The organism is Pseudomonas brassicacearum, assembly GCF_003732225.1.
Lineage (GTDB): Bacteria > Pseudomonadota > Gammaproteobacteria > Pseudomonadales > Pseudomonadaceae > Aquipseudomonas > Aquipseudomonas brassicacearum_E.
This window is the reverse complement of sequence record NZ_MOBJ01000034.1, coordinates 20,107-35,174: the sequence shown is the minus strand read 5'-3', so window position 1 is coordinate 35,174 and position 15,068 is coordinate 20,107. Positions and strand designations below refer to the sequence as shown.

The window sequence follows — 15,068 nt, the reverse complement described above, 5'->3', positions numbered from 1 at the left end:
CGATGCCAGGTCGATGCCCTTTGAGGGGATAAGGCCCTTTATGTGTTGGTACGTCGGTGCCAACGCTTTCTGCCTGAACGGATTAGAGAAACGACCATGCATAATGTCGTCATCAGCGGCACCGGCCTGTACACCCCGGCCAACAGCATCTCCAACGAAGAGCTGGTGCAGTCTTTCAATGCTTATGTAGCTCAGTTCAATGCTGACAACGCTGACGCTATCGAGCGCGGTGAAGTGCAAGCGCTGACCGAATCCAGCGCAGCCTTTATCGAAAAAGCCTCCGGGATCAAAAGCCGCTTTGTCATGGACAAGGAAGGCATTCTCGATCCAAAGCGCATGGCGCCTCGTTTGCCTGAGCGTTCCAACGATGAATGGTCGGTGCTCTGCCAGATGGCCATTGGTGCTGCCGAGCAAGCCCTGCAACGCGCCGGCAAGACCGCAGCGGACATCGACGGGGTGATCGTCGCCTGCTCCAACCTGCAACGCGCCTATCCGGCCATTGCCATCGAAGTCCAGGAAGCCCTGGGTATCGAAGGTTTCGGTTTCGACATGAACGTCGCCTGTTCCTCGGCAACGTTTGGTATTCAGGCCGCCACCAACAGCGTACAGCTGGGCCAGGCCCGGGCGATCCTGATGGTCAACCCGGAAGTCTGCACCGGTCACTTGAACTTCCGTGACCGCGACAGCCACTTCATCTTCGGTGACGCAGCGACTGCGGTGATCATCGAACGTGCCGATCTGGCCACGTCCAAGTACCAGTTCGACATTGTCAGCACCAAACTGCTGACCAAGTTCTCCAACAACATTCGCAACAACTTCGGCTTCCTCAACCGCGCGGCGGAAGAGGGCATCGGTGCCCGTGACAAACTCTTTGTCCAGGAAGGTCGCAAGGTGTTCCGCGACGTTTGCCCGATGGTCGCGGAATTGATCGCAACCCATCTGGACGAGAACAAGCTGAATGTCAGCGACGTGAAGCGTTTCTGGCTGCACCAGGCCAACCTCAGCATGAACCACCTGATCGTCAAGAAGCTGCTGGGCCGCGAAGCCACCGAAGAAGAAGCCCCGGTGATTCTCGATACGTATGCCAACACCAGCTCCGCCGGTTCAGTGATTGCGTTTCACAAGAACCAGGACGATTTGCCAGCAGGTTCGCTGGCGGTACTTAGCTCGTTTGGTGCCGGTTATTCGATTGGCAGCGTGATTCTGCGCAAGCGCTGAGTTCAAGATCGCAGCCTGCGCGAGAAGGGCAGAAGCCCAACCCCCGTAGGAGCTGCCGCAGGCTGCGATCTTTTTCTATCGGGTACTCACATTCGGACGCGAGGTATCAATGGCCGCAGCTGACGACACGCAACTGCTCGAACGCCTGTTGGCGGGCGAGCAGAAGGCTTTCAAAGAGTTGGTCAGCACCTACCAGGGCGCCATGCGGGCGGTGGCCTATGCCATCGTCGGTACCCGGCATGCCGACGAAGTGGTGCAAGATGCCTGGCTGTCGGTGGTGCGCAACCTGAGCGGATTCGAGGGGCGTTCCAGCCTCAAGACCTGGTTGTTGACGATCACCGCCAACGCGGCAAAAGGTCGATATAAACAAAACCGTCGGGAAGTGCTGCTCGATGACCTGCCGTCACCCCACGGCACCATCGATGATGATCGTTTCTCCCCCGGAGATGGCCACTGGCTGGTGGCGCCGTTCAGCTGGCACCAGGACACCCCTGAAGCGCTGCTCACCGAAAACGAACTGCGTGAATGCCTGGAAAATACCTTGCTCAGCCTGTCGGAACTGCAAAGCAGCGTGCTGCTGTTGCGTGAGCGCCAAGGCCTGGAGCTGGAGGAGATCTGTAATCTTCTGGAGATCTCGCTCTCCAATGTTCGGGTGCTGCTGCACCGGGCACGGTTGAAGGTGTTTGCGACCGTGGAGCATTTTGAGGAAACCGGCGAATGTTGACCTGTAAGGAACAAGTGGCGCGGTCCAGCGATTATCTCGATGGTCAGTTGAGTTTTCGTGAGCGGCTGATGATGCGTCATCATTTGATGTTTTGCCCCAATTGCCGGCGGTTCATTCGGCAGATGCGCTTGATGCAGGCGACCTTGCGCGTCATGCCCGAAAAACCGGTTCCCGATGTCGACGAACTCGCCGAACGCCTGGCCGCCGAGCGTCAAAAGGGTAAAAAATAGTTTCAGGTCGCACCTCCCTCATACTTCGTTTTGACTCCGCCGCGGCGGGTTTTTTTATTTCGGCAAGTGCCGGGGATGGGCGATACTCGGCGGGTCGTTAGGCAACAACCGCTGGGGAACAGGATGCCGTTACACGTTTTGGACAGTCTGTCCGCCATCGCGCCTCAAGAGTGGGATGCGCTGGTGCCCGCGACTCAGCCGTTTCTGCGTCACGCCTTTCTGGCAGCGCTGGAAGACAGTGGCAGCCTGGGGCCGCAGTCCGGCTGGCAGCCGGAGCATCTGCTGCATATCGAAGACGGTCGGCTGCTCGCGGCATTGCCGAGTTACCGTAAATGGCATTCTTATGGCGAGTACGTGTTCGACCATGCCTGGGCTGATGCTTGCGAGCGCGCCGGGATCGATTACTACCCCAAACTGTTGACGGCTGTGCCCTTCAGCCCGGTCAGCGGGCCACGGTTGTTGGCGGCCACTGTGCAGGATGGTTTCGAACTGCTGAACAGCGTGCCGGGTTATCTGGAAACTGAAGGGCTCTCCAGCGCCCATATCAACTTTACCGACGCCTTTACCGATGCGGCATTGGCCGAGCAACCGGGCTGGTTGCAACGCATCGGTTGCCAGTATCACTGGCAGAATCGCGGTTATCGGGATTTTCAGGACTTCCTTGATGCACTCAGTTCTCGCAAGCGCAAACAGATGCGCAAAGAACGTGAACAAGTGGCGGGGCAGGGCATCGAGTTTGAATGGCTTGAGGGGCATCAACTCGACCAGGCACAGTGGGATTTTGTCTACGCCTGCTACGCCAACACCTATGCGGTGCGTCGGCAGTCGCCGTACCTGACGCGGGAGTTTTTCAGTCTGTTGGCCGAACGCATGCCCGAAGCCATTCGGGTGGTCCTGGCCAAACAAGGATCACGGCCGGTGGCCATGGCCTTCAGTCTGATCGGTGGCGATAGTTTTTATGGCCGATATTGGGGCTGCCTGGCGGAGTTCGACCGCCTGCACTTCGAGACCTGTTTCTATCAAGGCATGGAGTACGCAATCGCTAACGGCTTTCAGCGTTTCGACGCTGGCGCTCAGGGCGAGCACAAGTTGATTCGTGGTTTCGAGCCGGTGATCACCCATTCCTGGCACTACTTGCGGCACCCTGGATTGAAAGCGGCAGTGAAGGACTTTCTTGAGCGCGAACGTCTGGGTGTCATGGGGTATGCAGAAGAGGCGAAGAGCGCCTTGCCCTACCGGCAGGGCTGACTTTCATTGGCTCTGGTGGCTATGTCCCGTAGCAGCTGCCGAGCCCGCGAGGCTGCGTTCGAGGACGCAGTCCTCGCAAATCCTGTGTATGCGTTTTGCTTGAAAGAACGCGCTGCCTGATTTTACGGCCGCTTCGCAGCCGAACGCAGCCTCGCGGGCTCGACAGCTGCTACAGCGCTCTCGTCTCAATCGATCCCGACAAACCCACCGGTCTGGTGCTGCCACAACCGCGCATACAACCCGCCGTGGGCCAGCAGTTCGGCGTGGCTGCCGCTTTCGGCGATCCGGCCCTTTTCCAGCACTACCAGGCGATCCATCCGTGCGATGGTCGAAAGCCGGTGAGCGATGGCGATCACGGTTTTGCCCTGCATCAGGGTTTCCAGGCTTTCCTGAATCGCCGCTTCGACTTCCGAGTCCAGCGCCGAGGTGGCTTCGTCCATGATCAGGATCGGCGCGTCCTTGAGCAGCACCCGGGCGATGGCAATCCGTTGGCGCTGACCACCGGAGAGTTTCACCCCACGCTCACCGACGTGAGCATCGAAGCCGGTGCGCCCTTCAGCGTCCGACAGCAACGGGATGAATTCGTCGGCGCGGGCCTTGCGGACCGCCTCCCAGAGTTCTTCGTCGGTGGCGTCGGGTTTCCCGTAAAGCAGATTCTCGCGGATCGAACGGTGCAGCAGTGAGGTGTCCTGGGTGATCATGCCGATCCGTTCGCGCAAGCTTTCCTGGGCTACGTTGGCGATGTTCTGGCCGTCGACCAGAATCTGCCCGCTCTGCAAGTCGTAGAGGCGTAGCAGCAGGTTCACCAGGGTCGATTTGCCTGCGCCTGAAGGGCCGATCAAGCCAATTTTTTCACCGGGTTTGATGGTCAGGTTGAGGTCGCCGATGATTCCGCTTTTCTTGCCGTAGTGAAACGCCACGTGCTCGAAACGCACTTCGCCACGGGCCACTTCCAGGCGCGGTGCCGGTTCGCGGTCGGTGACGCTGATCGGTTGGGCGATGGTTTGCAGGCCGTCCTGGACCATGCCGATGTTTTCAAAGATGCCGTTGACCACCCACATGATCCAGCCCGACATGTTGACGATGCGGATCGCCAGACCGGTGGCCAGGGCAATCGCGCCGACCGAGATCAGCGACTGGGTCCACAGCCATAGCGCCAGACCGGTGGTGCAGACGATCAGCAGGCCGTTCATGCTGGTGATGACCACGTCCATGCTGGTGACCACGCGACCGGCCAGCTGGGATTTTTCGGTCTGCTCTTCAATGGCTTCGCGGGCGTATTGCTGTTCGAAGTTGGTGTGGGCGAAGAGTTTCAGTGTGGTGATGTTGGTGTAGCCGTCGACGATCCTGCCCATGAGTTTCGAGCGCGCATCGGAGGACACCACCGAGCGTTCTTTCACCCGTGGCACGAAGTAGCACAGCGCGCCGATGTAGCAGGCGATCCAGGTCAACAGCGGGATCATCAGGCGCCAGTCGGCTTCAGCGAACAGCACCAGCGAGCTGATCGCGTAGATCAGCACGTGCCACAACGCGTCAACGGCTTGCACCGCCGAGTCACGCAGGGAGTTGCCGGTTTGCATGATCCGTTGGGCGATACGCCCGGCGAAGTCGTTCTGGAAAAAATTCAGGCTCTGTTTGAGCACGTAACTGTGGTTTTGCCAGCGAATCATGCTGGTCATGCCGGGGCTCAGGGTCTGATGCACCAGCAGGTCATGCAAGCCGACGAATATCGGTCGCAGAATCAGTGCGACCACCGCCATCCAGGCCAGCTCGACGCCGTGGATTTTAAAAAAGTCTGCATTGGGTGTGCCTTGGGCCAAATCGATGATTCGACTCAGGTAACTGAATAACGCCACTTCGATCAGCGCGCCGATCAAGCCGACGACCAACAGCGCGGCAAAACTCGGCCAGACCTGGCGCAAATAATAGGTATAGAAGGGGAGAACCCGGCTCGGCGGAGCCGCCGTCGGGGCGTCACGGAAAATATCGATCAGTTTTTCGAAACGACGATAGAGCATCAGATAAACGCCCGCGTACGGGCTCTCCTTTTTTCGATGTGAGCGGCTCGGTGATAATACCGTTGCCGCTCAGGACTCCTTGTGCAGTTTAGTCGATGCGCTTGGCCGACTTGATCAGCACCGGGTCGATGGGCACATTCTGCATGCCCTGTTTGGTGGTGGTTTGCGAGTTGACGATGACGTCGACGACGTCCATGCCTTTCACGACTTTGGCGAACACCGCGTAACCGGCATCGCGACCCGGGTCGAGGAAGTCGTTGTCCTTGACGTTGATGAAGAACTGGCTGGTGGCCGAATCCGGATCGGAGGTGCGCGCCATGGACAGCGTGCCTCGCACGTTATGCAGGCCGTTGCTGGCTTCGTTCTTGATCGGTGCCTTGGTGTCTTTTTGCGCCATCTGCGGGGTGAAACCACCGCCCTGGACCATGAACCCTGGAATCACACGGTGGAAAATGGTGTTGGTGTAGAAACCGCTGTCGACATAGGCGAGAAAGTTTTTGGTGCTGATCGGTGCCTTGACCGGGTCCAGTTCGATTTCGATCTGGCCGTTGGTGGTGTCGAGCAAGACGTGCGGAGCCTTGGCAGCGTCTGCGGCCATCAGGTTGGCGGCGAACAGAACGGAGCCTGCGACAAGGGCGATTTTTTTCAGCATGGGTCAATGATCCTGGGTAGTGGTGTCGACTGCGGTTAGAAATTCAAGCAGGGTTTGGTTGAAACGTTGTGGCTGGTCCAATGGCGTTGCGTGGCGTGAATCTTCGATCACCACCAGCCGCGCATCGGGCAGCAGTTTTACATAGGCTTCTTTCAGCGCCACCGGTGTGTAGTCGCGGTCGGCGCTGACGATCAGGGTTGGACAGGTGACTTTCGCCAGTCGTTCCTGAACTCCCCAGCCAACGATGGCATTGAAGCTGGCGAGATAAGCACGTTTGTCGTTTTTTGCCCAGCGCTCGGCCATCTTTTGCCGCAGGTCTGCCTGTTCGGGTTTGGGAAACAGCTTGCCGCCCAGGGCCGTGCCGATGGTGCGCAGACTGAGGATGCGCATCAGGCTCCAGCGCTTGAACCATTGCCAGTAATCATCCGCCGTGCGGACTTTGACCTCGGGTGCGCTGTTGACGATGCACAGGCTTTTAAGCAGCGATGGCTGATCCACCGCCAGCTGAAAACCGATCATCCCGCCCATGGACAGCCCGACCAGATGCGCCGGGCCAAGGTTCAGGTGTTCGATCAGCGCGACCAGGTCGGCGCTGAAGCCGGCAATGCTGTACCGCTCGCGGGGCTTGTCGGAGCGACCGTGGCCGCGTACGTCCGGGACGATCACCCGGTAACGGGTCGAGAGCTCCGGGACCTGTTTTTCCCAGTCCAGCGTACTCGAGCCCAGCCCGTGAACCAGCAGCAGGGGTGTGCCGTGGCCATATTCCTCGTAGTGCAAGGTGCAACCTTCGTGTTCGAAATAGGCCATGGCGCAACTCCTTGTCAGGCTTGTTCTGGTGCAGCGAAAGGCGCATCCAGCGGTGCGGTGTCGAAGGTGCGCAGCAGTTCGATGAGGATCTGCGTCGCCGGGCCCAAGGGTTTGTCCTTGTTCGAATACAGATAGAAGCTCGGGTTTCGACTGCCGCCCTGGTCCAACGGTAGCAGCTTGAGCGTACCTTCCTTCAGTTCCCGTTCAATCATGTGCCGGGGCAACCAGGCGAAACCCAGGCCGCTGCTGACAAAGGTCGCGGCGGTGGCAAGGCTGCCGACGGTCCAGCGCTGTTCAGCGCCGAGCCAGCCGACGTCCCGTGGCTGCTGCCGACCGGAGTCGCGGATCACCACTTGCATCTGGGTTTCCAGATCCTGGAAATTCAGTTCGCGGTTCAGACGATGCAGCGGGTGTTCGGGGTGGGCCACGGCCACAAATTCTACGTCGCTCAATTCCGCGCCAAGGTAACCGGGAATACTGAGACCGGTGATGGCCAGGTCGGCTACGCCTTCGAGCAAGACTTCCTCGACCCCGGACAATACTTCTTCGCGCAGACGCACCCGGCAGCCGCGGCTTTGCGGCATGAACGCGGTCAAGGCGCGGACGAGGCGGGCGCTCGGGTAAGCGGCGTCGACCACCAGCCGCACCTCCGCCTCCCAGCCTTGCTCCATGTGGTGCGCCAGATCTTCCAGCTGACTGGCCTGTTTGACCAGTTGCCGCGAGCGGCGCAGCAGCACGCCGCCGGCTTCGGTCAGTACGGCTTTACGGCCGTCGATGCGCAACAGCGGCACGCCAAGCTGGTCCTGCATGCGCGCCACGGTGTAGCTGACGGACGACTGCGAACGGTGCAGCGCTTCGGCGGCCTGGGCGAAACCACCGTGGTCGACCACGGCTTGCAATGTACGCCATTGATCAAGGGTCACGCGGGGCGCTTTCATGATGAGCTCCTCTTGTCCTAAGCTGGCAGCTTCCATTGGAGGCTGCCGAATGAAAAAAATCTGTTGTGTGGTGCTGGCGATGCTGCCGCTGACTGCGTTTGCCTACCCCATCGATGTACAAAAAGAACTCAACGGCCTGAAAATCGACTACACCACCTATGACACCGCTCGCGACATGGGCGCCATTACGCTGAACAACTACAGCGGTAAAGCCGCCGAATGCACGGTGGCCTTCCGCAATGGCCCGGAAACACCGCGTACTCGCCGCGTGAGCCTGGAGGCTGGGAAAAGCGCCGATCTCTCGGCCAGGTTCAACCGCGAAATCATCAAGCTGTACATCACCCTGACCTGCAAACCCAAATAAGGGTCGTTGCACCAGCGGGGCAGATACGCTCCGCTTATAAACGAATTTATTGATGGTTTATAGCAGTTATTTGTGCTTTTTCATCGATACGACTCTGTTTAATCTCCACTCCATCGACTTACAGCATTCACCGATGGAGGCTACATCCCATGTCCCGCGTTCTGATCATCGAAAGCAGTGCCCGCCAGCAAGACTCGGTATCGCGTCAGCTGACCCAAACCTTCATCAGCCAATGGAAAGCTGCGCACCCGACTGACCAGATCACCGTTCGCGACCTGGCGACCCATCCGGTTCCACACCTGGACGCCAACCTGCTGGGCGGCTGGATGAAACCTGCCGAGCAACGCAATGAAATCGAGCAGGCGTCACTGGAGCGTTCCAACGAACTGACTGACGAGCTGCTGGCCGCCGACGTGCTGGTGATGGCCGCTCCGATGTACAACTTCGCGATCCCAAGCACGCTCAAAGCCTGGCTTGACCACGTGCTGCGTGCCGGTGTGACCTTCAAGTACACCGCCACCGGTCCTCAGGGCCTGCTCAACGATAAAAGGGCGATTGTCCTGACGGCTCGCGGCGGGATCCACACCGGTAGTACGTCGGACCATCAGGAACCGTACCTGCGTCAGGTCATGGCGTTCATCGGTATCCACGACGTCACTTTCATTCACGCCGAAGGCATGAACCTGGGCGGTGACTTCCATGAAAAGGGTCTGAACCAGGCCTACGCCAAGCTTGCACAGGTCGCCTGAGCCGTTAATCGCCAGATAATCACCTGATGGTTAAGTAGCTCCCGAACCCCCTTCAAGCCGGTTCGCGCATCGAACCTCCCTTTGCACTTGTTGCTCATGAGTGCTCTAGCCCGATTGAACGCTTTAGCGAGATCGGGCTTTTTTTTGTCTGCGATTTTGTGGGCGGGCATGAACCTGTGGGAGCGAGCTTGCTCGCGAAGAGGGAGTGTCAGTCGACATCATTGTTGAATGACACGCCGCTATCGCGAGCAAGCTCGCTCCCACAGTGGATTTGTGTGTTGTTTGATGATTCGCAGTGAATAGCAAAACCCGCTATCGTCGCCGCCATTCGAAACGAGGCGAGCATGGGCTATCTACTTTTTGTCACGCTGATTCAGGCGTTTTCCTTCAGTTTGATCGGCGAATACCTGGCCGGGCATGTCGACAGCTATTTCGCGGTACTGGTGCGGGTGTTGCTGGCGGGGCTGGTGTTTATCCCGTTGACCCGCTGGCGTCAGGTGGAACCGGCGTTCATGCGCGGGATGCTGTTGATCGGCGCGTTGCAGTTCGGCGTGACCTACGTCTGCCTGTACCTGAGCTTCCGGGTGCTGACAGTGCCGGAAGTCTTGCTGTTCACCATCCTCACGCCGTTGCACGTGACCTTGATCGAAGATGCGCTGAACCGCCGCTTCAATCCCTGGGCACTGGTGGCGGCATTGGTCGCGGTACTCGGCGCGGCGGTGATCCGCTATGACCGGATCAACCCGGACTTCTTCATGGGGTTTTTGCTGCTGCAACTGGCCAACTTCACCTACGCGGCAGGCCAGGTGCTGTACAAACATCTGGTGGCACGCCATCCGAGCGATCTGCCGCATTATCGACGCTTTGGTTACTTCTACCTCGGCGCGCTGGCGGTCGCCTTGCCGGCGTTTCTGTTGTTCGGCAAACAGAACTTCCTGCCGCAAGCGCCACTGCAATGGGGCGTGCTGGTGTTCCTCGGACTGGTGTCCACCGCGTTGGGCCTTTACTGGTGGAACAAGGGGGCCTGCCTGGTGAATGGCGGGACGCTGGCGGTGATGAACAATCTGCATGTGCCGGTGGGGTTGCTGATCAACTTGCTGATCTGGAATCAGCATGAAGCGTTGGGGCGGCTGATGTTTGGCGCGATGGTAATACTGGCGGCGGTGTGGATTAGCCGGTTGGGTGTACAAAAGCGGGTAGCCGCCCACTAAACCTGTGGGAGCGAGCTTGCTCGCGATGGCTGAGTGTCAGTCGACATGAATGTTGCCTGTCACACCGCTATCGCGAGCAAGCTCGCTCCCACAGGGGATATGTGTAGCTACATCGAGCACTTTTCCGGCTCGGGGATATGGCTTACGCCGAGCACCGCTGGGAGCAAGCCGGCCCTTAGATCCCCGCCGCTCGGTTGCTGATACAAACTCAGCCCAAACTCCGGCAACACCGCCAGCAGGTAATCGAAGATATCGCCCTGGATCCGTTCGTAATCGGCCCACGCCGTGGTGCGGGTGAAGCAATAGATTTCCAGCGGCACGCCCTGGGCGGTGGTCTGCATCTGGCGGACCATGCAGGTCATGTTCGGCTGAATCTCCGGATGGCTCTTCAAGTACGCCAATGCATACGCGCGAAAGGTCCCGATGTTGGTCATCCGCCGGCGGTTGGCCGACATCGCCGCGACGTTGCCCTGGGCCTCGTTCCAGCTCTTGAGTTCGGCCTGCTTGCGACTGATGTAGTCGGTGAGCAAGCGTACCTGCGTCAATTTCTGCTCTTCGTCGTCGTGTATGAAACGCACGCCACTGGCGTCGATGAACAGGCTGCGCTTTATCCGTCGGCCACCAGACTGCTGCATGCCGCGCCAGTTCTTGAACGATTCGGACATCAAGCGCCAGGTCGGGATCGAAACGATAGTCTTGTCGAAATTCTGCACCTTGACCGTATGCAGGGTGATGTCCACCACGTCACCGTCGGCGCCGACTTGCGGCATTTCGATCCAGTCGCCGACCCGCAGCATGTCGTTGCTGGTCAGCTGTACGCTGGCGACGAATGACAGCAGGGTGTCCTTGTAGACCAACAGAATCACCGCCGACATTGCGCCCAGACCCGAGAGCAGCAACAGCGGCGAACGATCGATCAGGGTCGCAACGATGATGATCGCGCCGAACACGAACAGCACCATTTTCGCCAGCTGCACGTAGCCTTTGATCGAGCGGGTGCGGGCGTGTTCGGTGCGTGCGTAGATGTCCAGCAAGGCGTTTAGCAGGGCGCTCAGGGCCAGTACCAGGAACAGAATGGTGAAGGACAGGGCGACGTTGCCGAGGAAAATTTGAATGGTTTTGCTCAGTTCCGGCACCAGGTTCAAACCGAACTGGATCACCAGCGACGGGGTCATCTGCGCCAGGCGATGGAACACCTTATTGTGGAACAAGTCGTTGAACCACTGCATCGCCGGTTGCCGGCCAAGCAGTTTGACGGCGTGCAGCACCACATAACGCGCCACTCGTCCGAGCAGCAAGGCGATCACCAGCAGCACCATCAGCGCCAGGCTGGAATGCATGAGCGGGTGTTGGTCGAGAGCGCCCCAGAGGTCTTGGGTATTGAGCCAGAGCTGTTTGAGATCCATGGGCTAAAACGATTCTTCTATAGGACGAGACGGGTCGATTAGAGCATTTAAGACGCATCGAGTTACGTTCAGGGACAAATCCGCTAACAAAATAGCCATTGTTTGCGTTCGTTTGCATAAAGAAACTCGGCCTTCGCGCTCGAAACCGTTACCCTATGCAGCTGATTTTTTGTATTTCTTCGAGGTAGCACCCGTGTTTTCCCAATTCGCCCTGCACGAACGCCTGCTCAAAGCCGTGGCCGAGCTTAAATTTGTCGAGCCAACGCCTGTGCAAGCAGCGGCTATCCCGCTCGCGCTCCAAGGGCGTGACCTGCGGGTGACTGCGCAAACCGGTAGCGGCAAAACCGCTGCATTCGTATTGCCGATCCTCAACCGTTTGATCGGCCCGGCCAAAGTCCGCGTCAGCATCAAAACCCTGATCCTGCTGCCGACCCGCGAGCTGGCCCAGCAGACCATCAAGGAAGTTGAACGCTTCGCGCAGTTCACCTTCATCAAGTCCGGCCTGATCACCGGCGGTGAAGACTTCAAGGTCCAGGCAGCCATGCTGCGCAAGGTGCCGGACATCCTGATCGGCACCCCGGGCCGGATGATCGAGCAACTGAACGCCGGCAACCTCGACTTGAAAGAAGTTGAAGTGCTGGTGCTCGACGAAGCCGACCGCATGCTCGACATGGGCTTTGCCGAAGACGTACAGCGTCTGGTTGAAGAGTGCACCAACCGTCAGCAGACCATGTTGTTCTCTGCCACCACCGGTGGTTCGGGCCTGCGCGAGATGATCGCCAAGGTCCTGAACAACCCTGAGCACTTGCAGCTCAATGCCGTCAGCCAGTTGAACGACACCACCCGTCAGCAAATCATCACCGCTGACCACAACCAGCACAAAGAACAGATCGTTAACTGGCTGCTGGCCAACGAGACCTACCAGAAGGCCATCGTCTTCACCAACACCCGGGCCATGGCTGACCGTATCTACGGCCGTCTGGTGGCGCAGGAATACAAGGCATTCGTCCTGCACGGTGAGAAAGACCAGAAGGATCGCAAACTGGCGATCGACCGTCTGAAGCAGGGCGGGGTGAAGATCCTCGTCGCCACCGACGTTGCCGCTCGCGGCCTGGACGTGGAAGGCCTGGACCTGGTGATCAACTTCGACATGCCACGCAGCGGCGACGAATACGTTCACCGCATCGGTCGTACCGGTCGTGCCGGCAACGATGGCCTGGCCATCTCGCTGATCTGCCACGGTGACTGGAACCTGATGTCGAGCATCGAGCGCTACCTCAAGCAGAGCTTCGAGCGCCGCACCATCAAGGAAGTCAAAGGCACCTACGGCGGACCGAAAAAGGTCAAGGCCTCGGGCAAAGCCGTTGGCGTGAAGAAGAAAAAGGTCGACGCCAAGGGCGACAAGAAGAAAACCGGTGCCAAGGCACCGACTAAGCGCAAGATCGCCAACCGCCCGAAGACCGACGCCCTGTCGCTGGTCAGCAAGGACGGCATGGCACCGCTCAAGCGCCGCAAGCCAGAAGCGCCGGCCGCTGAATAACGCGCCACGGTGATTCACCAAAAAACCCGGACACTGTCCGGGTTTTTTCATTTTCAGCCCATGGCGATCTTGAGATCGAGCCTGACGTCAGTGCCGTCATGAGCCTCGTACGTGTCAATCACGACACACTCCGCAACAAATTAGTAACAATCTTATTGACGTCAGAATGATGGCAACTTAGCATTGCGCCATCATATTGATATCACTTGTCGTCTCGAGGGATCGAACATGTACCTGCCCACCCTCGGGAAGAGGCTGTGTGCGGCTTTGCCGTGTCTATTGCTGTGTTTCGCCAGCGTAAACCTTGCCCACGCCGCACCCACCCCTGGTGAAACCGACCTGATCCGCGAGCGTCAGGATCGCCTGCTCGAAGAGCAGCGCCGACGTCTGGAAGAACTCAAGGAATTGCCCGGTAAGGTCGTCAAACCGACAGCGTCGACAGCTCCAGCCGATACCCGCTGCTTCCCGATCAAAGACATCGAACTCAAAGGTGCCGATAGCCTCTCGGCCAGTGAGCGCGAGCGTTTGCTCAAGCCTTACATCGGCCAGTGCCTGGGCGTCACTCAGCTCAACGAGCTGCTAAAAGTCATCACCGATTACTACCTCGAGAAAGGCCTGGTGACCAGTCGTGCTTACTTGCCGCAGCAGGATTTGTCTGCCGGTCATTTGAAGGTGTTGGTGGTCGAGGGCAAGCTCGAAGGCATCAAAGGCGCAGACGGCAGCAAGCTGTCGGACCGTGAGTTGGCCATGGCCTTTCCGGGCAAGGCGGGGCAGTTGGTTAACCTGCGGGAGATCGAGCAACTGGTCGATCAGTTGAACCGCTTGCCCTCCAATCAGGCGCAGATGGAACTGGCACCCGGCAAAGCAGTGGGCGGCAGCGAAGTCCTGGTCAAGAACACTCCGCAAAAGCCTTGGCGGGCCGGTTTGTCGCGCAGTAACGAAGGCCAGCGCAGCACCGGCGAGCAGCAGTGGGGCACGACCTTTGACTGGGACAATCCGCTGGGGCTGGCGGACCAGTTGATGTTGCGCGGTGGCCACGCTGCGGTGAGCGATCATAACCACACCTCCAGCAACTCCATGCTCGATTACAACTTGCCGTGGGGCTGGTGGAACTTCAACTACAGCTATAGCCAGAGCGATTACCACTCGCTGATTGCCGCCAATGGTTACGACTTCAAGCAGACTGGCGACAGCAAGACTCACCAGTTCAAGGCCGAGCGAGTGATCTATCGCGATGCCGTGAGCAAGACGTCCTTGAGCGCCGGCGTGTCCCACTTGCGCAGCAACAACTTCATCGAAGGCAGCAAACTGGCCCTGAGCAGCAACCATCTGAGCGAAGCACAGTTCGGGATCAACCACGGGCGGCGCGTCGGCTCAGCCTTCGTCAACCTCGACCTGGGCATGCAGAAAGGGATCGGCGCTTTTGATGCCCAGAGCAATGGTCACCCGGGCCCGGGCGAGCCGGATGCGCGGTACCGCAAATACACCGGCACCCTGAGCTATTTGCAGCCGTTCAAACTCTGGGGCGAGTCGTTGAGCTTCAGCAGTTTGATGACCGGCCAGCGTAGCGAGGACGTGCTGTTCAGCCCGCAGCGCACCAGCCTTGGCGGGTTGTCGTCGATCCGTGGTTACAAGGACCAGTCACTGTCCGGTGACAGCGGCGGCTACTGGCGCAACGACCTGCGCTGGAGCCGCCCGGTGAGCTGGGAATGGTTGCGTCCGGTGTTCGCTGAATATGGCACCAGCCTGGGCTACGACCAGGGCGTGATCAGTCATGGCCGCTACAACGGCGAGCAACATGGGCGGATGTCGAGCGACTCGATCGAACTGTTCGCTCGTGGTCAGCACGTGTCTGCCAGCGTGACCTTCGCCCACTCCCTGGAGCGGCCGGATGCGTTGACCGAGCGCGAAGCACCGATCTATTTCCGCGTGGATTTCTCCCTCTAATTTATCGCTCTATCGA

The 15,068-nt window shown here is 58.9% G+C and carries 14 protein-coding genes; 9 read left to right on the top strand and 5 right to left on the bottom strand.

Annotation, left to right across the window (positions count from 1 at the left end):
• Window positions 1-96: 96 nt before the first annotated feature.
• The 4 genes from BK659_RS24620 (at window position 97) to BK659_RS24605 (ending at window position 3,420) form a co-directional block, all read left to right on the top strand.
• Complete coding sequence (locus BK659_RS24620) at window positions 97-1,218, top strand: beta-ketoacyl-ACP synthase III (protein WP_123427924.1); 1,122 nt, start codon at window positions 97-99, stop codon at window positions 1,216-1,218.
• 109 nt (window positions 1,219-1,327) lie between these two features.
• The gene (locus BK659_RS24615) at window positions 1,328-1,942 is read left to right on the top strand and encodes an RNA polymerase sigma factor (protein ID WP_123427922.1); all 615 of its coding nucleotides are present in this window, start codon (window positions 1,328-1,330) and stop codon (window positions 1,940-1,942) included.
• Entirely contained in the window at window positions 1,936-2,172 is a 237-nt protein-coding gene (locus tag BK659_RS24610) for an anti-sigma factor family protein (RefSeq protein WP_123427920.1), read from the top strand. The genes BK659_RS24615 and BK659_RS24610 overlap by 7 nt, the downstream gene beginning before the upstream one ends.
• A gap of 123 nt (window positions 2,173-2,295) precedes the next feature.
• The gene (locus BK659_RS24605) at window positions 2,296-3,420 is read left to right on the top strand and encodes a GNAT family N-acetyltransferase (RefSeq protein ID WP_123427918.1); all 1,125 of its coding nucleotides are present in this window, start codon (window positions 2,296-2,298) and stop codon (window positions 3,418-3,420) included.
• Between the two features lie 185 nt (window positions 3,421-3,605).
• Here BK659_RS24605 and BK659_RS24600 read toward each other — a convergent pair whose 3' ends face one another.
• The 4 genes from BK659_RS24600 to BK659_RS24585 all read right to left on the bottom strand — a co-directional run bounded on the left by BK659_RS24600 (window position 3,606) and on the right by BK659_RS24585 (window position 7,835).
• A complete protein-coding gene (locus BK659_RS24600) occupies window positions 3,606-5,438 on the bottom strand; it encodes an ABC transporter ATP-binding protein (protein WP_123427916.1) in 1,833 nt (610 codons plus the stop codon).
• A gap of 88 nt (window positions 5,439-5,526) precedes the next feature.
• A complete protein-coding gene (locus BK659_RS24595) occupies window positions 5,527-6,090 on the bottom strand; it encodes a peptidylprolyl isomerase (protein WP_123427914.1) in 564 nt (187 codons plus the stop codon).
• A 3-nt stretch (window positions 6,091-6,093) separates the two neighbouring features.
• Complete coding sequence (locus BK659_RS24590; RefSeq protein ID WP_123427912.1) at window positions 6,094-6,897, bottom strand: alpha/beta fold hydrolase; 804 nt, start codon at window positions 6,895-6,897, stop codon at window positions 6,094-6,096.
• Between the two features lie 14 nt (window positions 6,898-6,911).
• On the bottom strand, window positions 6,912-7,835 hold the full coding sequence (locus BK659_RS24585) for a PA3225 family LysR-type transcriptional regulator (RefSeq protein WP_123427910.1): 924 nt from the start codon (window positions 7,833-7,835) through the stop codon (window positions 6,912-6,914).
• Between the two features lie 49 nt (window positions 7,836-7,884).
• Between BK659_RS24585 and BK659_RS24580 the strand changes: the two genes are divergently transcribed.
• From BK659_RS24580 to BK659_RS24570, 3 genes are all read left to right on the top strand, one after another.
• Window positions 7,885-8,199: a 3-phosphoglycerate kinase gene (locus BK659_RS24580; RefSeq protein WP_123427908.1), complete on the top strand. Its 315-nt coding sequence runs from the start codon at window positions 7,885-7,887 to the stop codon at window positions 8,197-8,199.
• 149 nt (window positions 8,200-8,348) lie between these two features.
• Window positions 8,349-8,948, top strand: a complete 600-nt coding sequence (locus tag BK659_RS24575; RefSeq protein ID WP_123427906.1) for an FMN-dependent NADH-azoreductase — start codon at window positions 8,349-8,351, stop codon at window positions 8,946-8,948.
• Window positions 8,949-9,292: 344 nt separating this feature from the next.
• Window positions 9,293-10,159, top strand: a complete 867-nt coding sequence (locus BK659_RS24570; protein ID WP_123427904.1) for a carboxylate/amino acid/amine transporter — start codon at window positions 9,293-9,295, stop codon at window positions 10,157-10,159.
• A 107-nt stretch (window positions 10,160-10,266) separates the two neighbouring features.
• On the opposite strand, the gene BK659_RS24565 is transcribed toward BK659_RS24570, so the two are convergent.
• Window positions 10,267-11,565 carry a mechanosensitive ion channel family protein gene (locus tag BK659_RS24565; protein WP_123427902.1) on the bottom strand — a complete coding sequence of 433 codons (1,299 nt, stop codon included), beginning with the start codon at window positions 11,563-11,565 and terminating at the stop codon, window positions 10,267-10,269.
• A 193-nt stretch (window positions 11,566-11,758) separates the two neighbouring features.
• On the opposite strand from BK659_RS24565, the gene BK659_RS24560 reads away from it, so the two are divergent.
• Both BK659_RS24560 and BK659_RS24555 read left to right on the top strand, forming a co-directional pair.
• On the top strand, window positions 11,759-13,105 hold the full coding sequence (locus BK659_RS24560; protein WP_123427900.1) for a DEAD/DEAH box helicase: 1,347 nt from the start codon (window positions 11,759-11,761) through the stop codon (window positions 13,103-13,105).
• A 228-nt stretch (window positions 13,106-13,333) separates the two neighbouring features.
• Window positions 13,334-15,052 (top strand): ShlB/FhaC/HecB family hemolysin secretion/activation protein, encoded by a 1,719-nt coding sequence (locus tag BK659_RS24555; RefSeq protein WP_123427898.1) that lies wholly within the window; start codon window positions 13,334-13,336, stop codon window positions 15,050-15,052.
• Window positions 15,053-15,068 lie beyond the last annotated feature (16 nt).